At 60.2% G+C, this 16,928-nt stretch carries 14 protein-coding genes, 4 tRNA genes and 1 pseudogene; 12 read left to right on the plus strand and 7 right to left on the minus strand.

Going from position 1 to position 16,928, the window contains the following annotated elements:
- Positions 1-95: 95 nt before the first annotated feature.
- The 3 genes from ACYZTK_RS22415 (at position 96) to pyrF (ending at position 2,830) form a co-directional block, all read left to right on the plus strand.
- Positions 96-902 carry a DUF4892 domain-containing protein gene (locus ACYZTK_RS22415; RefSeq protein ID WP_462011827.1) on the plus strand — a complete coding sequence of 269 codons (807 nt, stop codon included), beginning with the start codon at positions 96-98 and terminating at the stop codon, positions 900-902.
- A 61-nt stretch (positions 903-963) separates the two neighbouring features.
- Complete coding sequence (locus ACYZTK_RS22420) at positions 964-2,016, plus strand: AI-2E family transporter (protein ID WP_462011828.1); 1,053 nt, start codon at positions 964-966, stop codon at positions 2,014-2,016.
- Positions 2,017-2,131: 115 nt separating this feature from the next.
- Positions 2,132-2,830: an orotidine-5'-phosphate decarboxylase gene (gene pyrF / locus ACYZTK_RS22425; RefSeq protein ID WP_462011829.1), complete on the plus strand. Its 699-nt coding sequence runs from the start codon at positions 2,132-2,134 to the stop codon at positions 2,828-2,830.
- 143 nt (positions 2,831-2,973) lie between these two features.
- Here the strand turns inward: pyrF and ACYZTK_RS22430 are convergent, their stop codons facing one another.
- On the minus strand, positions 2,974-3,978 hold the full coding sequence (locus ACYZTK_RS22430) for an NADP-dependent oxidoreductase (RefSeq protein ID WP_462011830.1): 1,005 nt from the start codon (positions 3,976-3,978) through the stop codon (positions 2,974-2,976).
- 232 nt (positions 3,979-4,210) lie between these two features.
- On the opposite strand from ACYZTK_RS22430, the gene ACYZTK_RS22435 reads away from it, so the two are divergent.
- The 4 genes and pseudogenes from ACYZTK_RS22435 to ACYZTK_RS22450 all read left to right on the plus strand — a co-directional run bounded on the left by ACYZTK_RS22435 (position 4,211) and on the right by ACYZTK_RS22450 (position 8,652).
- Entirely contained in the window at positions 4,211-4,972 is a 762-nt protein-coding gene (locus ACYZTK_RS22435) for an SDR family oxidoreductase (protein ID WP_462011831.1), read from the plus strand.
- A 218-nt stretch (positions 4,973-5,190) separates the two neighbouring features.
- The gene (locus ACYZTK_RS22440) at positions 5,191-6,579 is read left to right on the plus strand and encodes an aminotransferase-like domain-containing protein (RefSeq protein WP_462011832.1); all 1,389 of its coding nucleotides are present in this window, start codon (positions 5,191-5,193) and stop codon (positions 6,577-6,579) included.
- A 1,014-nt stretch (positions 6,580-7,593) separates the two neighbouring features.
- A pseudogene (locus tag ACYZTK_RS22445) lies at positions 7,594-7,905 on the plus strand (HAMP domain-containing protein); the annotation flags it as partial.
- Between the two features lie 42 nt (positions 7,906-7,947).
- Complete coding sequence (locus ACYZTK_RS22450) at positions 7,948-8,652, plus strand: methyl-accepting chemotaxis protein (RefSeq protein ID WP_462014953.1); 705 nt, start codon at positions 7,948-7,950, stop codon at positions 8,650-8,652.
- A 178-nt stretch (positions 8,653-8,830) separates the two neighbouring features.
- Here ACYZTK_RS22450 and ACYZTK_RS22455 read toward each other — a convergent pair whose 3' ends face one another.
- The gene (locus tag ACYZTK_RS22455) at positions 8,831-9,589 is read right to left on the minus strand and encodes a hypothetical protein (RefSeq protein ID WP_462011833.1); all 759 of its coding nucleotides are present in this window, start codon (positions 9,587-9,589) and stop codon (positions 8,831-8,833) included.
- A gap of 392 nt (positions 9,590-9,981) precedes the next feature.
- On the opposite strand from ACYZTK_RS22455, the gene ACYZTK_RS22460 reads away from it, so the two are divergent.
- From ACYZTK_RS22460 to ACYZTK_RS22475, 4 genes are all read left to right on the plus strand, one after another.
- Positions 9,982-10,057 (plus strand) — tRNA-Glu (locus ACYZTK_RS22460).
- A gap of 2 nt (positions 10,058-10,059) precedes the next feature.
- A tRNA-Gly gene (locus tag ACYZTK_RS22465) sits at positions 10,060-10,135 on the plus strand.
- Positions 10,136-10,239: 104 nt separating this feature from the next.
- Positions 10,240-10,315 (plus strand) — tRNA-Glu (locus ACYZTK_RS22470).
- Between the two features lie 3 nt (positions 10,316-10,318).
- Positions 10,319-10,394: transfer RNA gene (locus tag ACYZTK_RS22475), tRNA-Gly, on the plus strand.
- 115 nt (positions 10,395-10,509) lie between these two features.
- Here the strand turns inward: ACYZTK_RS22475 and ACYZTK_RS22480 are convergent.
- The 3 genes from ACYZTK_RS22480 to ACYZTK_RS22490 are packed head-to-tail and all read right to left on the minus strand — an operon-like array spanning position 10,510 to position 12,604.
- Positions 10,510-11,148: a LysE family translocator gene (locus tag ACYZTK_RS22480; protein WP_462011834.1), complete on the minus strand. Its 639-nt coding sequence runs from the start codon at positions 11,146-11,148 to the stop codon at positions 10,510-10,512.
- Positions 11,149-11,150: 2 nt separating this feature from the next.
- The gene (locus ACYZTK_RS22485; protein WP_462011835.1) at positions 11,151-11,921 is read right to left on the minus strand and encodes a 2OG-Fe(II) oxygenase; all 771 of its coding nucleotides are present in this window, start codon (positions 11,919-11,921) and stop codon (positions 11,151-11,153) included.
- Positions 11,922-11,977: 56 nt separating this feature from the next.
- On the minus strand, positions 11,978-12,604 hold the full coding sequence (locus ACYZTK_RS22490) for an alanyl-tRNA editing protein (protein ID WP_462011836.1): 627 nt from the start codon (positions 12,602-12,604) through the stop codon (positions 11,978-11,980).
- 88 nt (positions 12,605-12,692) lie between these two features.
- Here ACYZTK_RS22490 and ACYZTK_RS22495 point away from each other — a divergent pair, with 88 nt between their 5' ends.
- Positions 12,693-13,679: a LysR family transcriptional regulator gene (locus tag ACYZTK_RS22495; protein ID WP_462011837.1), complete on the plus strand. Its 987-nt coding sequence runs from the start codon at positions 12,693-12,695 to the stop codon at positions 13,677-13,679.
- Between the two features lie 96 nt (positions 13,680-13,775).
- On the opposite strand, the gene ACYZTK_RS22500 is transcribed toward ACYZTK_RS22495, so the two are convergent.
- Together ACYZTK_RS22500 and ACYZTK_RS22505 are read right to left on the minus strand one after the other, a co-directional pair.
- Positions 13,776-14,183: a PA2817 family protein gene (locus tag ACYZTK_RS22500; RefSeq protein WP_225570854.1), complete on the minus strand. Its 408-nt coding sequence runs from the start codon at positions 14,181-14,183 to the stop codon at positions 13,776-13,778.
- A 74-nt stretch (positions 14,184-14,257) separates the two neighbouring features.
- The gene (locus tag ACYZTK_RS22505) at positions 14,258-16,705 is read right to left on the minus strand and encodes an acyl-CoA dehydrogenase (RefSeq protein WP_462011838.1); all 2,448 of its coding nucleotides are present in this window, start codon (positions 16,703-16,705) and stop codon (positions 14,258-14,260) included.
- Positions 16,706-16,928: the final 223 nt, after the last annotated feature.

The raw sequence follows: 16,928 nt of genomic DNA on the forward strand, positions 1-16,928 counted from the left end.
GAGACAACCATGATAGACCTCTACACCGCAGCGACCCCGAATGGCCAGAAGGTCGTCACGCGTGCCCAGGGCATGCCGATCCGATGAGTCTGTCCATGCGCTCACTCAGTTTTCTCGCGCTGTGCTGTCTCAGTGCCCAGTCGTTCGCTGCCGATGTGCCGGGCAGCCAGGACCTGCAGATCCTGCCGCGGATGGGCGACGCGCAAATCGTCGATTACCGTCCCGCTGTGGAGATGGAACGAATCTACCCGCTGGGCTCGATCCGCAAGATCAGCGGGCAATTGCGCTTCGACGGTCAAGTCACTGCCCGCGGGCAGATCACCTCAGTCACCTACGAGCTGCCGCCGGAGCATTCTTCCACGGACGCCTTCACCGCAGCCCGTGAGGCGCTGCAGAAGCAGGGCGCCGAGCTGTTGTTCTGGTGCCAGGCCCGTGATTGCGGGGAAAGCAGCCTGTGGGCCAATGAAGTCTTTGGCAACGCCAAGCTGTATGGGGCCGACGATCAGCAGGCGTACCTGCTGCTACGCCTGGCAGCTCCCCAGGACAACACCCTGGTTGCGCTCTACAGCATCACCCGGGGCAATCGCAAAGCCTACCTGCATGCGGAGCAGTTTGACGCTGGCGCCCCTCTGGGCGAGTTGCTGCCGACTTCCGCGACGTTGCTGCGACAACTCAAAAGCACAGGCGAACTCGACTTCCCGAAACTGACCGCCGATCCTGACGATACGTGGCTGCGCTTGCTGTCCCGCGGCCTGAACCTGGACACCGGCCTGCGCGTCAGTGTTTCCGGGCCGAATGCCGAAGCCTGGCGCCAGTCACTGATGAAGCAGGGCGTGCGCGCGGCACGCATGGAAACCGGTAGCAACGAAGGCTCTGGCCTGCACATCGAGCTATTGCGATAAGCTGCACCAGGCGAGCGCCGGATGCGCGCTCGCCGACTCCTTCCTGAATGACGAGACCTACATGATCAACAATGATCGGCTGTTGGTGCAGATCCTGCTCCTGGTGCTGTTTGGCGCGAGCTTATGGGTGATGGCGCCGTTCTGGTCGGCATTGTTCTGGGGCGCCGTGCTGGCGTTTGCCAGCTGGCCACTGATGCGTCTGCTGACCCGCTGGCTCAACGGCCGTGAATCCCTGGCCGCTGCGGTGCTGACCCTGGGCTGGATGTTGCTGGTGGCGGTGCCGCTGGTATGGCTGGGTTTCAACCTGGCCGATCATGTGCGTGACGCCACTGCCTTCATCAAGGACGTGCAGGTCGACGGCCTGCCGGAAGCACCGACCTGGCTCGGCAGCATTCCGCTGGTGGGTGAACGGCTGGTGGGCATCTGGGACAGCATCGACCAGCAGGGCGCGGCGATGATGGTGTCGGTCAAGCCTTACCTGGGGCAGGTCGGCAACTGGCTGCTGGCCCGAAGTGCGCAGATTGGCGGCGGCATCCTCGAGCTGACCCTGAGCATTGTCTTCGTGTTCTTTTTCTACCGCGACGGACCGCGCCTGGCGGCGTTCGTCCACGGGTTGCTCGAGCGCCTGATTGGCGATCGCGCCGGCTATTACATCGAGCTGGTGGCCGGCACGGTACAGCGAGTAGTGAACGGAGTGATTGGTACGGCAGCGGCCCAAGCGGTGCTGGCGTTGATCGGCTTCCTGATTGCCGGCGTTCCCGGCGCGCTGGTACTGGGCATCGTCACCTTCCTGCTCAGCCTGATTCCCATGGGCCCGCCGCTGGTGTGGATCCCGGCAACGGCGTGGCTGGCCTGGAAGGGCGACTACGGGATGGCGATTTTTCTTGGTGTATGGGGCACGTTCATCATCAGCGGTGTCGACAACGTGCTCAAGCCTTACCTGATCAGTCGTGGCGGAAACCTGCCGCTGGTAATTGTGTTGCTGGGGGTATTTGGCGGTTTGATTGCTTTTGGCTTCATCGGCTTGTTCATTGGCCCGACTCTGTTGGCTGTGGCCTATAGTCTGTTGACCGACTGGAGCAAGAGCCAGGCCCGAATCGAAGAACGCCGCTGAGGAAAAAAGCTGGAATTGGCGGATCAGTCGGGACGATTTACCGATCATCGGGTCCCGCAGCGCCGCTGGTTCCGCTACAATGCGCGCCGATTTCGTCCTGCCTGAGAGCCCGCCCATGTCCGTCTGCCAGACTCCTATCATCGTCGCCCTGGATTTCCCCACCCGTGACGCCGCACTGAAGCTGGCCGATCAACTGGACCCGACCCTGTGCCGGGTCAAAGTGGGTAAAGAGCTGTTCACCAGCTGCGCGTCGGAAATTGTCGGCACCCTGCGCGACAAGGGTTTCGAAGTGTTCCTCGACCTGAAATTTCACGACATTCCGAACACCACTGCGATGGCAGTGAAGGCCGCTGCGGAAATGGGCGTGTGGATGGTCAACGTGCATTGTTCCGGCGGCTTGCGCATGATGGCTGCGTGTCGCGAAGTGCTTGATCAGCGCACCGGCCCGAAACCGCTGCTGATCGGCGTGACCGTGCTGACCAGCATGGAGCGTGAGGATCTGGCCGGTATCGGCCTCGACATCGAGCCTCAGGAACAGGTACTGCGCCTGGCGGCCCTGGCGGAAAAAGCCGGGATGGACGGACTGGTGTGCTCGGCGATGGAAGCCCAGGCCCTGAAGTCGACGCACCCGTCGCTGCAATTGGTTACCCCGGGGATTCGCCCGGCGGGCAGCGCCCAGGACGATCAACGCCGTATCCTGACTCCGCGCCAGGCGCTGGATGCGGGCTCGGATTACCTGGTGATTGGCCGTCCGATCAGCCAGGCGGCTGATCCGGCCAAGGCGTTGGCGGCTGTAGTAGCCGAGTTGGCGTAACTGTCTGCGTACACAGTTGAACCCACTGTAGGAGTGAGCCTGCTCGCGATGGCGCAGTGTCAGTCAAATTTGTTATCGACTGATACTCCGCCATCGCGAGCAGGCTCACTCCTACAGTAATTTTGCGTCACTGAAGAGGCGGGTTAAACCTTCAACACCAACTTGCCGAAATTCTCCCCGCTGAACAACTTCATCAGCGTTTCCGGGAACGTCTCCAGCCCCTCGACAATATCTTCCTTGCTCTTGAGCTGCCCCTTGGCCATCCAGCCCGCCATCTCCTGCCCGGCGGCGGCGAACTGTGCGGCGTGGTCCATCACCACAAAGCCTTCCATGCGGGCGCGGTTGACCAGCAGCGACAGATAATTGGCCGGCCCCTTCACCGCTTCCTTGTTGTTGTACTGGCTGATAGCGCCGCAAATCACCACGCGTGCCTTCATGGCCAGGCGGCTCAGCACTGCGTCGAGAATGTCTCCGCCGACGTTATCGAAATACACGTCGACGCCTTTCGGGCACTCGCGCTTCAGGCCGGCGACGACGTCCTCGTTTTTGTAGTCGATGACTCCGTCGAACCCGAGCTCATCAATCAGGAACTTGCACTTGTCGGCGCCGCCTGCGATGCCGATCACGCGGCAGCCCTTGATCTTGGCAATCTGCCCGGCAATGCTGCCCACAGCCCCGGCGGCACCCGACAGCACCACGGTATCACCTGGCTTTGGCGCGCCAACGTCAAGCAGGGCGAAGTAGGCGGTCATGCCGGTCATGCCCAGTGCAGACAGGTAACGTGGCAGCGGTGCCAGTTTCGGATCGACCTTGTAGAAACCCCGTGGCTCGCCGAGGAAATAGTCCTGCACGCCGAGGGCGCCGTTGACGTAATCACCCACGGTAAAGCCTGGATTGTTCGAGGCGACGACTTTGCCTACACCCAGTGCGCGCATGACTTCGCCGATACCGACGGGTGGAATGTAGGACTTGCCCTCGTTCATCCAGCCGCGCATGGCCGGGTCCAGGGACAGGTATTCGTTCTTGACCAGGATCTGCCCCGCAGCCGGCTCGCCGACCGGTACTTCCTGATAGGTGAACGTCTCGCGAGTCGCCGGGCCCACTGGACGCTTGGCGAGCAGGAACTGGCGATTGGTCTGGGTAGTCATGACAGGCGCTCAAGAGGAATGAAGCCTTGTTGATAGCTCTTAGTGGTCGAAGCCGCAAGTTTGGCTGATACGGCGAATGCACTGAGATCCAGTGCAGTGATAGTCAGGCCGCAGGTTTCATCACTGCAACTCATGGGCAGGCAACCGGCCTTTTGATAGTGCTGCCGCGCTGCAAGCACCTGTGACTAGACTGGGTGACGCACTTTCCCTGCATCTTTCTGAGGACATGACAATGAGCATGACGTTTTCTGGCCAGGTCGCCGTGGTGACGGGCGCCGGCAATGGTATCGGCCGCGCGACTGCCCAGGCGTTTGCCGCTGAAGGCTTGAAAGTGGTGGTGGCCGACCTGGATACAGCCGGCGGCGAAGGCACCGTGGCGCTGATTCGTACGTTAGGCGGTGAAGCGACCTTCGTGCGCTGCGACGTCACGCAGGAAAGCGAGGTAAAACATCTTATGGATGAGGTGGTGAATACCTACGGTCGCCTCGACTACGCCTTCAATAACGCTGGCATTGAAATCGAAAAGGGCAGGCTGGCGGACGGCACGCTCGACGAGTTCGACGCGATCATGGGCGTCAACGTCAAAGGCGTCTGGTTGTGCATGAAGTACCAGCTGCCCCTGCTGCTGGCCCAGGGCGGCGGCGCGATCGTCAACACCGCGTCTGTGGCGGGCCTCGGGGCGGCACCGAAGATGAGCATCTATGCGGCATCCAAGCATGCAGTGATCGGCCTGACCAAGTCGGCGGCGATCGAGTACGCGAAGAAGAAAATTCGGGTCAACGCGGTATGCCCGGCGGTCATCGACACCGATATGTTCCGACGGGCTTACGAGGCTGATCCGAAGAAGGGCGAATTCGCCAGTGCGATGCACCCGGTCGGCCGCATCGGCAAGGTCGAGGAGATCGCCAGCGCGGTGTTGTACCTGTGCAGCGACGGCGCCGCGTTCACCACCGGACACTCACTGGCAGTAGACGGCGGAGTGACAGCCTTCTGATACTGCGTTGCACCTGTTTGCGCCGCGCAGGAGCTGCGTAGGAGCTGTCGAGTGCAACGAGGCTGCGATCTTTTGATCCTGAAACCACCACGCTCCCCACAGCCCAAAACTGTTTCCGAACATTAAATCCACCCCCATTCCCATCCGCCGTTCCCCATCCATTCAGGAGCACCCTGCTTAACTGCCTTGCGTAAAAACGAACAAGGAGGCAGCTGCTCATGGAACTGAGAATAGATCGCCAGGCTTTGGTCCCGGTCGTACAGCAAATCGTCGACTCACTGATCCGCTGGCTGAGATGCAGCGACGTGGCACCCGGTACCCGACTACCCCCGGTACGGCAGATTGCGCGAGTCAATCTGCTTAGCCAGGCCTGCGTCGTCGAAGCCTGCGAGCGCCTGGTGGCAAAAGGGCTGCTGGGCTCGCGCAGTGGACCGGCTTTTTTCGTCGCCTCGGCGCCGCAGGCCATCGAGCATGGGGACTTATCCTGGAGCGGTGGTGCTGGGCAACCACCGCACGCGGTGCATGACGCACTGCCCCTGGGCTGCGGTGGACTACCCGAGAGCTGGCGGGAAACCGATGACCTGGCCTTCGCGATTCGTCAGGTCAGCCGCACCGATATGGCCAGCCTGTTCAACTACAGCACACCGCTTGGCCTGCCGCTCTTGCGCCAGCAGATTCTCAAGCGGCTCGGTCGGCTGGAAATCCATGCGCAGGAACATCAGGTCCTGACCACCGCAGGCGCCAGCCAGGGGCTGGATTTGATCGTGCGGACCTTGCTCAAGCCGGGCGACCGTGTGGTGGTGGAAAGCCCAGGGTACAGTGTGTTGTTCGATCTCCTGCGCTTGCACGGAGTGACCATGATCGAGGTGCCGCGAACCCCGACCGGGCCCGACCTGGCTGTGCTCGAAAGGGTACTGCTCACGCAGCGGCCCCAGGCGTTGTTTATCAATAGCTTCCATCAGAATCCTACCGGCAGCAGCCTGGTCAGGCCAGTTGCGCAGCGCGTATTGCAGCTGGCCAAAGCCCATGGCGTGCTGGTCATCGAGGACGACGTCTATGCGGATTTGCAAACCGGGCCAGGCGCGCGATTGGCCGCGCTGGATATTGACCACAAGGTGATCTACGTCGGCAGCTATTCAAAAACCCTCAGCAGTTCGCTCAGGGTCGGCTTCCTGGTAGCGCCTACGGAGATCATCGCCCGGCTGGCCAAGGTCAAGATGATCAGCAGCCAGGGCGCCTCGCCATTCGCCGAGTCGGTGCTGGCCTGCCTGTTGGCCAGCGGTGCCTATAGCAAGTTGGTGCAGCGCCAACGACAACGGTTGAACAGCGACCGAAAGATCGCAGTGCAAATACTGGAAGACGCCGAGTGGGAGGTGTTCGGCAAGCCTGGCGGAGGCCTGTTCGTCTGGGCGCGCTCGCGCAAGCACGACTACCAGCAGATTGGCGCCTTGGCTCGGTATCACGGCATCCAGTTGTCGTCGGCCACCGCGTTCAGTTCCACCGCAGAGGCGACCGACTGGCTGCGCATCAATGTCGCCTATGCTTGTGACCGGCGAGCCCGAGGTTTTTTTCAGGCGACTTCACTGGATCGACCTCAAGCGTTCTGAAAACGACGGAGACGTAGCTTTTTGCCATTATTCCGGCGCCAGAGCCTTGTGTTGACTGGGGCCCATTGCGAATCTGCGTGAATAGACTCAGTCAAGGGGCCCAACGCAATGATCACGGTGGCGCAAGGACGTTTTGCCAACCTCGGTATGGCAAGAAAATTGGGCGTGGGGTTCGCCCTGGTGCTGTTGTTGACGGCGCTGATCGCCGCGATCGGGGTGTGGTCGCTGCAGGCCATCAGTCAGCGCTTCGACGCCCTCAAGCAGATGTCCTCACTCAATAGCGGCTTGCTCAAGGTGCGCTTGCTCGAGCAGGAGTATGCCTTGCGTGGTGACGTGAAAACCGTCGAGGCCTTGCACGCCGGGGTCGATGACCTGATCGCCCTCGCGGATGGGCTCAAGCAGACGTCTGCGGCGAATGTTCCAGTCATGGTCGACGTCGAACAGTCCCTTGGCGCGTACCAAAAAGCCTTTGACGAGTTCGTCTCGCTCAGCCAGACCAAGGACCTGGCGCTGGAGATGGCCAACTGGTCGGTTTCCAGCGTCGCCAACAATCTTGATGTCCTGCAAGCCGGGCTTGCCGACGACGGCGCCTATACCTTGAAAGAGTCGCAGGGCAAGGATGGCGGCCAGTTTATCGAACAGGCCGGCCAGGTCAGCCAGGTTTCGCGGTTGATGCTGCAGGCCCTGAACGAGGCGCGGGTGCGCCTGGACCTTAGCCGCAAGGGCGATGACAGTGCGGGCCAGGGCAAGATCGAACAGGCTGACCAGGCGCTGGCCCAGGTTGAACAGCTCAAGGCCACCGTCTCGGATGACGGCTACAAGACAGTCCTCAATGAAGTGACTGGCCACATTGCTGGCTTCAGCGAAAAACTCGCGGAGTACACCGGGCTGCTGGCCCAAGAAAAAACCGTCTACACGCAGCTGCATCTGCGTGCCGCCCAGGTGGTGGAGCGGGTGGATCAGGCTTACGTTGCCGATGACCAGTCGATGCAGGCAGAGCTGAAAAAGAACGCCATGCTGATCATCGGTTCCTCGGCGCTGGCACTGCTGGTCGGTTTGATTGCCGCGTGGGTGATTACCCGCCTGATTGTGGCGCCACTGCGCAGTGTTATTCATGTTGCCCAGCGAATCGCCTCGGGTGATCTGAGCGCAACGGTCGAGGTGACGCGGCGCGACGAGATCGGCCAGCTGATGCAGGCCATGCAGCAGATGGGGGCGGGGCTGAGCAGCATTGTCAGCGGACTGCAGGCAGGTATCGAGCAGTTGGCCAGTTCGGCGCAATCGTTATCGGCGGGCACCGAACAGACCAATCTTGAAGTCAGTAGCCAGAAGGAGGAAACCGAGCAGGTGGCAACTGCGATGAACCAGATGACCGCCACCGTGCACGACGTTGCACGTAATGCGGAGGAGGCGGCTCAAGCCGCGCAGACTGCCGACGGCAAGGTCGAAAGCGGGCAGCAAGTGGTGCGCCAGAGCATGGCGCGCATCGAGCTGCTGGCGGACTCGGCCACCTCGGCCAGTTCAAGTATCGAAAGCTTGAGCGCTGAGATCCAGAACATTGGCACGGTGCTCAGTGTGATCAAGAGCGTGGCCGAGCAGACTAACCTGCTGGCGCTGAACGCAGCAATCGAAGCCGCACGGGCCGGCGAGCAGGGCAGGGGTTTCGCGGTGGTGGCCGATGAAGTCCGGGCGCTGGCCAAGCGCACCCAGCAGTCTACCGAGGAAATCGAGCGTCTGGTGAGCGCCCTGCGTTCAGCGGCGCAGTCGTCAGTGCAGCAGATCCAGCGCAGTGGTGAACTGGTCAAGCTGGCGGTCAGTGACGCGCTGCAGACCGAAAGTGCGCTGGGCAGCATTGCGGCGGCGGTGTCGTTGATTCAGCAGATGAACCAGCAGATTGCCGCAGCGGCCGAGGAACAGAGCTCGGTGGCCGAGGAGATCAACCGCAGCGTGACCAGTATTCGCGCCAGTGCCGACCAGTCTTCGCTGGCCATGCAAGGCAATGCTGCGTCCAGCATCGAACTGGCGCAGTTGGGGATTGAGTTGAAGGGGATGGTAGGGCATTTCAAACTGTAGGGGCCGGTAACGATACCGCTCGGCCCGCAGGTTAAATCTGTAGGAGCGAGCCTGCTCCGGGCGGCGTTCCGACGATGGTCGCCAACGATAACGCTGGGAACCTGACACCACATGGCGCTCTTGGGTTTTTCGCGAGCAAGCTCGCTCAGGTTTCCGGTGTGAACGCGGGCGGGCGCTGTCAGTCGTAGATCACTTTCTTCTTCCAGTCGGCATCGGCTTCGACGTCCTTGAGGCCTTCGGTCAGCTCGTTCACTTCGTCCTCGGCCGGGGCCGTCTTGTCCATCACCTGGGCGTTGGCGCGAGCGAGGAGTTTTTCCAGGTACTGCAGTTGTTCGGCGTAAACCTGCGGTTCCTGCTGTTTGCGCAGGTATTGCACGCCGCGCTCGAACGCCAGGCGGGCCTGCCCCGGTTGATTTTGCTGCAGTGAGTGCTGGCCGAGATTGTTGAAGAACTCGATGTGCAGCAGTACCAGGATGTGTCGAACTTCACGAATCCAGCGCTTGGCTTCGTTGGTCGGCAGGAAACCGTCTTGGGCTGCGCGGGTGATTTGACCATGCAGGGCTTCCAGCAGGAAACGTACGTCTTTGGCTTTGGCTTCGGTCTGGATCGGCGCTGGCGGGTTGTTGACCGGGATCGACTCGCCTTGGGCGACTAAAGCGCTCAGCTCGGCAATCCGTTCCTTGAGGCCAGCGTTGGATTTCTCCAGATTCAACAGGCGCTGGCAGACATTCAGTTCCAGGCGAGTCAGCAACAGCTTGAGTGCCGGTGTCATCAACTGACCAGGGAATGTCTCGGTGATCTCGCCGCAACGGCGCAGGCGATCGTTGAGCTCAACCTTGGTGCGGGCCTTCTCCAGCTTGTTGTTTTCCACCACATGGTTCATGTAGCCAATGGCGATCAATAGTGCGATCCCGGCTACGACGAGCAGGGTGATCATGAGTGGAGTCACCGGTAAGACCTCTTTATGGGATTCGCGAGCGAGTGTAGTGGCTTGGCATTGGAGCGCATAGCGCTGTACGACGGGTTGAATCGGACAGTGTTCTGCCTGTATCGGCCGCGATGCGCCTTATATAAGCAATCGTGTTTGAGTGCACATTGCCATCATCGGTGCTACGGATCGACTATAACGTCTTGGCAGGTGTCAGAATATAGGCGTCAGACCCCGGGCGGCGGAAAAGCCCGAAACGCGCCTGAAAGCAGTTCGAAGTCATTGATTTAAATAAATTTATAGTTGGGGGTTGACGACCTCCCAATCCATCCATAGAATGCGCGCCACTTACAGCGTAAAGCACACAGCGAAACGCAGTAGGAAGTGAATGTTGTACGTGTGTCCCCTTCGTCTAGTGGCCTAGGACACCGCCCTTTCACGGCGGTAACAGGGGTTCGAGTCCCCTAGGGGACGCCATTGCGGGAATAGCTCAGTTGGTAGAGCACGACCTTGCCAAGGTCGGGGTCGCGAGTTCGAGTCTCGTTTCCCGCTCCAAGTTTAAGCAGTGTGGCTCTCGGGCGGCACTGAGTGAAACCAGGGCAAAATCTTCGGATTTAATCTCTGGGCACTGAAACACACACCATGTGTTTCAGTTGTGTGTCCCCTTCGTCTAGTGGCCTAGGACACCGCCCTTTCACGGCGGTAACAGGGGTTCGAGTCCCCTAGGGGACGCCATTTGCGGGAATAGCTCAGTTGGTAGAGCACGACCTTGCCAAGGTCGGGGTCGCGAGTTCGAGTCTCGTTTCCCGCTCCATATTTAACGAAAACGCCGCTCATTGAGCGGCGTTTTTGTTTGCGCGGGATTTGTATCCTGCGAGTAAAAAAGACCCGCCAGTCAGACTGAGTGGGCCTTTTGCGCTCCTGGTTTTTTACATCGAAAGAATCAGGCGCCCGGCGAACAGAATCAGGATCACGCCCATCGTCCGCTCGAACCAATGGCCCATGCGCATGAACAGCACGCGCACCTTGTTGCTGGAAAAAAACAACGCGACGATGACAAACCACAGGGCGTTGACCAGGCACATCCAGACTCCGTACAGCGCTTGAATATTGAGCGGGGTCGTGGCACTGATGATCGTGGTGAAAATCGCCAGGAAGAACAGGGTGGCTTTGGGGTTGGTGGCATTGGTCAGGAAGCCAGTGATGAAGGCCTTCATCAAGGATTGCTCAACGACCGGCGAGTCCTTGTCCTGTTCGCCTTCCAGCACGGTTTTCGCCTTACTGCGCAGCAGACCGACGCCCAGGTACAAAATGTAGGCGCCCCCTGCAACCTTGGCTACGGTCAACAACCAGGGCGTGGTGTGCATCAACGCGCCAACGCCAAGCAGGGTGTACAGCACGTGAACCGATATGCCTGCGCCAATGCCCAGCGCGGTGCAGATGCCTACAAGTCGGCCAAAGCGCACGCTCTGGCGGATGGTCACGGCGAAATCCGGTCCGGGAGCAACCACCGCGAGAAAGTGGATGGTTGCCAGTGCCAGAAACTCGCCCAGGTAATTACCCAGCATGTTCAACTCCAGAAGGTCAGGGGGGAGGCAGTGCCGCGGTAACCGACAAAGAATGAAAGGCTCAGGCGCGGCGCCAGGATGCCCGGTGTCACCGAGTGCATGCAGCGCGAATTGAACAGGATGAAGTCGCCTGGCTCAGGTCGGATCTGCAGGGTAGGAGCGCCGAGTAGCGACGGGTCTATGCCGTAACAGTCACCGCGCATCTCGTCAAACTGGTCCGCTGAAATGTCGTGGTTCCAGATCTGCAATTCGCCGCCTTCGCTGGGCATGTTCAGGTAAACATTGCCGGCGAACTGTGCTTCCAGGCTTCTGGCCTGAAAGCTGTGGGGGGCATCTTTGGCGAAAATGTCGTGGTGGGCCAGAAAGCACACCCCAGGTTCCACTACCCGGGAGAGCCCGACGTACATCTTGCGACCGTAAAGGTTTTCCAGGTGGGCGCCGGCTGGCCAGGATTCGTCGAGCATGCAGCGCAAGGTATCCACCGGCGAGGCGTAAGGCGCGCAGCGGTTGCGCAACTCGGTGATGTTGCGTGAAGCACGTTCGAAGTAATCCTCGACCAGCACTGCGCGATTTTCGGCTTCATAGAAGGCCATGCCGATGCGGCCGATGCTCGGCGCATTGATATAGCCCTCAAAGCCCGGCGCGAGGATCTTGCTGCCAATCTCGATAGCCAGCGCGGAGGGCAGGAGGCCCTTGATCCGCAGCGCGAGAATGTCCTCGTTGGCCAATTTCTTTATGCACGTCTCATCGAGACGCTCGACGTCCAGCATCATGTTCAGGTCCATCTAACCGGGCATTAGGAAAGCCGCGAATCCAGGCGGCCGCAGGCTCAGTCCAGGCTGTAGTGGACTGACAGGGTGCCTTTTTTGCTGGAGACAGAGGTAATCGTGACCGTGCCCAGATCCTTCAGGCTGCGCACATGAGTACCGCCGCAACCATAGGCAGGCAGTTCGCCAAAGCTGATTTCCCTGGCGCCTTCGCGCAGCGACGTCAGGCGTGGCAGGTCGTCGGCAATCCACTGATCGAGACCGTGCTGGACGGTTTGTGCGTCGACTTCATGCGCAGACTCTGTGGGTTTGAATTGCACCCGGCCTTCACCCGGCCAGTGGTGCGCCTTGATCGGCATCCATCCTTTGGCCTGAACAAAGTGACCGATCAAATGACCAGCGGAGTGCATACGGGTGTTGAACTGGCGACGTTGCTCATCGACGCGTATCCGGCTCATGCCAGAGCTGACCGGCCGATCGACGAAATGGATGATCCGCTCGGGATCCTGTACTACCCGCAGCACCTGACTTTCACCGATCCAGCCGGTATCAAAAGGCTGGCCACCGCCCTGAGGGTGAAACAGTGTGGCCCGCAACACGACGGCGAACTCGTCCTCGTTTGGCGTGCAGTCCAGCACTTCCACGTTGGCATTAAGCTCATCACTGTGGAAAAACAGGCGAAGCGTCATGTTTCAGGTCCGAATAATTACTGTTTTTCATTATAGATAGGCTGGAAATGCGTGATAATCCGTTGAAACATCAAAGGACTGTTGCGCTGTGAGCATAAATTTACCGCTGCCGTTGCTGGGTGAAATGGCGATATTCGTCAAAGTTGTCGAGACCGGCAGCTTCTCCGAAGCGGCTCGCCAGCTAGGCTCGTCACCCTCGGCTGTCAGTCGCAGCATCTCGCGCCTGGAGAAAGCGCTGGCCACTCGCCTGTTGCAACGCACCACACGCAAATTACGCTTGAGCGATGGCGGTGAGGAGGTGTTCAAGCGTTGCCAGGAGATGGTGAGCGCTGCCAAGTCGGTTATGGAGATCAGTGGCCAGTTCACCGATGAAGCCGAGGGGCTGATACGGATCAGCGTGCCCAAGGCGGTGGGGCGATTCGTTATACATCCGCATATGCCGGAGTTTTTGCGGCGTTATCCCAAAGTGGACGTCGAACTGCTACTTGAGGATCGGCAGGTGGACCTGATCGACGACAACGTCGACCTGGCCATTCGAATCACCGATCGACCACCCGCAGGTTTGGTGGGGCGGCAGTTGCTGACCATCGATCATATGCTGTGCGCCACCCCGCAGTACCTGGCTGAACACGGTACGCCGACGCATCCTCACGACTTGCTCAACCACAGTTGCATCTACCTGGGAGAAACCCCGAGTGATGCGCGCTGGAAATTCAAGAAGGGTACCAAGGCAGTCACGGTCGGAGTGCGCGGACGTTATGCCGCCAACCACACCGGCGTTCGACTGGGCGCGGTGTTGCAGCACATTGGGATTGGCAGCCTGCCGTACTTCACCGCGCGTTATGCGCTGGAACAGGGGTTGATCGTGCAGGTGCTGCCGGACTGGACTTTTCTGGCGTCATACCATGGCGGCGCCTGGCTGTTGCATTCGCCGACGCGGTACATGCCGCCGAAGTTGCGGGTGTTTATTGATTATCTGGTGGAGTGCCTGGAGAAAGAGCCGACCCTGGGCAAGCCGGGGCGGGGAGGTGCCTTGGCGGCTTATGAATTGCCCGAAAGTGAAGGGTTGCTCTGAGTGAAGATCAAAAGATCGCAGCCTGCGGCAGCTCCTACGGGGTGTACGCCGTACAAATGTAGGAGCTGCCGAAGGCTGCGATCTTTTGATTGTGAATCAGTGCTTGCTGTCGTCATTGGACATCGACAACAGCTGCTTCTCCTGATTCCAGTCGAACGGTTCGTCATTCTGTTCGGCTTCGAAGCGGCGTTCTTCCAGCGCCTGGTACAAGTCGATTTCATCATCGGGCATGTAGTGCAGGCAGTCCCCGGCGAAATACCACAGCAGGTCGCGCGGGACCAGGTGGGCAATTTGTGGGTAGCGGGTGATGACCTGGCACAGGATGTCCTGGCCCAGGTACTGGCTTTCGATCGGATCGACCGGAAGCAATGCACGCAGTTCGTCGAAACGCTCCAGGAACAAGGCATGGCTTTCTTCTGGAACCTGCTCGGCTTCACCTACAGCGACCAGGATGCTGCGCAGGTGGTCCAGCAGGACGAGATGATCGGCAACGATGTTGGACACGAGATAAGTCCTCAAGAGCAAAACGGGCGCAGGAGTATAAAGCTCCTGCGCCCGTTTTTACAGGTCGAGCGGGATCAGCGGACCTTTCCGTCAGCCAGCGCCAGCTCGTCCTTGTCGAAGTCATCGACATCGATCACCTTGCGTCGCGCCGCCTCGGCGTCACGCAGCGTCAGCGCTTCGACGGGTTGCAGTACGCCCGCTTGCAGTGCCGCATCAATCGCATGTTCCCCGGCAGCCGGCTTGACCTGGCCACTCTTGAGTGCCCCATGCAGCTTTTTCTGCAGCGGCTGCGCGGCATTCAGCAGATTGCACGCGTGCTGCAGCGCGCCGACCGCATCATCTGCCGCCTGCGGACGGTAGCAGCCACCCAGCAACTCTTCCAGGGTCGGATCACCCTTGGCCCGGCCGATCACTGCCGCTACTTCAGCGCCGAGTTTGTCGGACGGCCCTTTATGGCGACGACCGAATGGAAACACGATCACTCGCAACAGGCAGCCCAGCACCTTGTTCGGGAAGTTGGTCAGCAGTTCATCCAGGGCTTTTTCCGACTGACCGAGGCTTTCTTCCATTGCCCAGGTGAACAGCGGCGCCATGTGCTCGGGCGAGTCCAGGTCGTGGTAACGCTTGAGGGCGGCGGAAGCCAGGTACATGTTGCTGAGCACATCGCCAAGGCGTGCCGACAGGCGTTCGCGACGTTTCAGTTCACCGCCCAGCAACATCATGCTGAGGTCGGCGAGCATGGCGAATGCAGCGGCCTGGCGATTAAGAGCGCGGAAATAGCCCTGGCTCAGGGCGTTGCCCGGCGCTCGTTCGAAGTGTCCGAAACCGAGGTTCAGGACCAGCGTGCTCGCGGCGTTGCTGACCGCAAAACCGATATGCTTGAGCAGCAGCGCATCAAATTCAACCAGCGCCTGATCCTTGTCTTCGCGACCGGCAAGTGCCATTTCCTTGAGCACGAACGGATGGCAGCGAATCGCTCCCTGGCCGAAGATCATCAGGTTACGCGAAAGAATGTTGGCGCCTTCCACGGTGATGAAGATCGGCGCGCCGTTCCAGCTGCGTCCCAGGTAATTGTTCGGGCCCATGATGATCGCCTTGCCGCCGTGCACGTCCATGGCATGGCTGATGCACTCGCGACCGCGTTCAGTTAGGTGGTACTTGAGAATCGCCGACAGTACCGAGGGTTTTTCGCCAAGATCCACCGCATTGGCAGTGAGCATTCGCGCGGCGTCCATCATCCAGGCGTTGCCACCTATGCGCGCCATGGCTTCCTGGATGCCTTCGAATGCCGAGAGTGGCACGTTGAATTGCTCGCGGACCTGGGCGTACTGACCGGTCACCAGGCTGGTGAACTTGGCCGCGCCAGTGCCGACTGCCGGCAGGGAAATCGAACGGCCAACAGACAGGCAGTTCATCAACATCATCCAGCCCTTGCCGAGCATTTCCTGGCCGCCGATCAGAAACTCCAGCGGCACAAACACGTCCTTGCCGGAGTTCGGGCCGTTCATGAACGCCGCGCCCAGTGGCAGGTGACGACGGCCGATCTCGACGCCAGGGGTATCAGTTGGGATCAGCGCCAGGCTGATACCCAGGTCTTCCTTGTCACCCAGCAGGTGATCCGGGTCATAGGCCTTGAATGCCAGGCCGAGGAGGGTAGCGACCGGGCCAAGGGTGATGTAGCGCTTCTCCCAGTTCAGGCGCAGGCCGAGGGTTTCCTTGCCTTCCCATTCGCCTTTGCAGATGACGCCGGTGTCCGGCATTGCCCCGGCATCGGAGCCGGCAAGTGGGCCGGTGAGGGCGAAGCATGGAATATCGTCACCGCGGGCCAGGCGTGGCAGGTAGTGGTTACGTTGTTCGTCAGTGCCGTAGTGCAGCAACAGTTCGGCAGGGCCGAGGGAGTTGGGGACCATCACGGTGGAGGCGAGGTCGCCGCTGCGGGTCGCCAGTTTCATCGCGACCTGGGAGTGGGCATAGGCGGAAAAACCTTTACCGCCAAACTCCTTGGGAATGATCAGGGCAAAGAAGCCGTTGTCCTTGATGTGGGTCCAGGCGTCTGGCGGCAGGTCCATGTCCTGGCCGATCTGCCAGTCGCTGACCATGGCGCAGAGCTCTTCGGTCGGGCCATCGATAAAGGCCTGCTCTTCTTCGCTCAGCTGTACTTTTGGATAGGCCAGCAGTTTGTCCCAGTCCGGACGACCGCTGAACAACTCACCGTCCCACCATACCGTGCCGGCGTCGATGGCATCACGTTCAGTCTGCGACATTGGCGGCAGGGTTTTCTGGAACCAGCTGAACAGCGGCGCACTGAAGAACTTGCGGCGCAGATCTGGCAGCAACAGCGGCGCCGCCACGGCGGCAATCAACACCCAAAGCAGCAGCAACAGCCAGCCGGGCGCGTGACTGAAGGCGCCCATTGCCACCACATAAACGGCAACGATGCACAGGGCGGGTAGCGGGGCGGTGCGGCGGTGAGCCAGGTAGGCGATGCCGACGATCAGAACCAGTATCCACAACAACAGCATATTTAATCCTCCGTGAACCAGGGCAAAACCAACCCTCAGAGCTTAGACGGCATCCGTAAAACAGGGTGATCAGGGCGCGGTGTTGATTTGTGAGAAACCTTGTAGAAGTTTTGCAGGCTCGGTTGGCAACGGGCCGCGCCAATCGTTCGCCGCTCGCGCGACAATACGCCCATGTTTGGCCGAAATGCCGTTATCTGTGTGCTCAACCTGTCGCTAGACTCGG

The organism is Pseudomonas sp. LB3P31 (assembly GCF_054897945.1).

Excerpts from the sequence above, each read along its gene's own strand:
- ACYZTK_RS22435 (WP_462011831.1), top strand. The coding sequence starts at position 4,211 with ATGAGCATGACGTTTTCTGGCCAGGTCGCCGTGGTGACGGGCGCCGGC.
- ACYZTK_RS22455 (WP_462011833.1), bottom strand. The coding sequence starts at position 9,589 with ATGATCACCCTGCTCGTCGTAGCCGGGATCGCACTATTGATCGCCATT.
- ACYZTK_RS22420 (WP_462011828.1), top strand. The coding sequence starts at position 964 with ATGATCAACAATGATCGGCTGTTGGTGCAGATCCTGCTCCTGGTGCTG.
- ACYZTK_RS22450 (WP_462014953.1), top strand. The coding sequence starts at position 7,948 with ATGACCGCCACCGTGCACGACGTTGCACGTAATGCGGAGGAGGCGGCT.
- ACYZTK_RS22440 (WP_462011832.1), top strand. The coding sequence starts at position 5,191 with ATGGAACTGAGAATAGATCGCCAGGCTTTGGTCCCGGTCGTACAGCAA.
- ACYZTK_RS22490 (WP_462011836.1), bottom strand. The coding sequence starts at position 12,604 with ATGACGCTTCGCCTGTTTTTCCACAGTGATGAGCTTAATGCCAACGTG.
- ACYZTK_RS22485 (WP_462011835.1), bottom strand. The coding sequence starts at position 11,921 with ATGATGCTGGACGTCGAGCGTCTCGATGAGACGTGCATAAAGAAATTG.
- ACYZTK_RS22505 (WP_462011838.1), bottom strand. The coding sequence starts at position 16,705 with ATGCTGTTGTTGTGGATACTGGTTCTGATCGTCGGCATCGCCTACCTG.
- ACYZTK_RS22430 (WP_462011830.1), bottom strand. The coding sequence starts at position 3,978 with ATGACTACCCAGACCAATCGCCAGTTCCTGCTCGCCAAGCGTCCAGTG.
- ACYZTK_RS22415 (WP_462011827.1), top strand. The coding sequence starts at position 96 with ATGCGCTCACTCAGTTTTCTCGCGCTGTGCTGTCTCAGTGCCCAGTCG.
- pyrF (WP_462011829.1), top strand. The coding sequence starts at position 2,132 with ATGTCCGTCTGCCAGACTCCTATCATCGTCGCCCTGGATTTCCCCACC.
- ACYZTK_RS22480 (WP_462011834.1), bottom strand. The coding sequence starts at position 11,148 with ATGCTGGGTAATTACCTGGGCGAGTTTCTGGCACTGGCAACCATCCAC.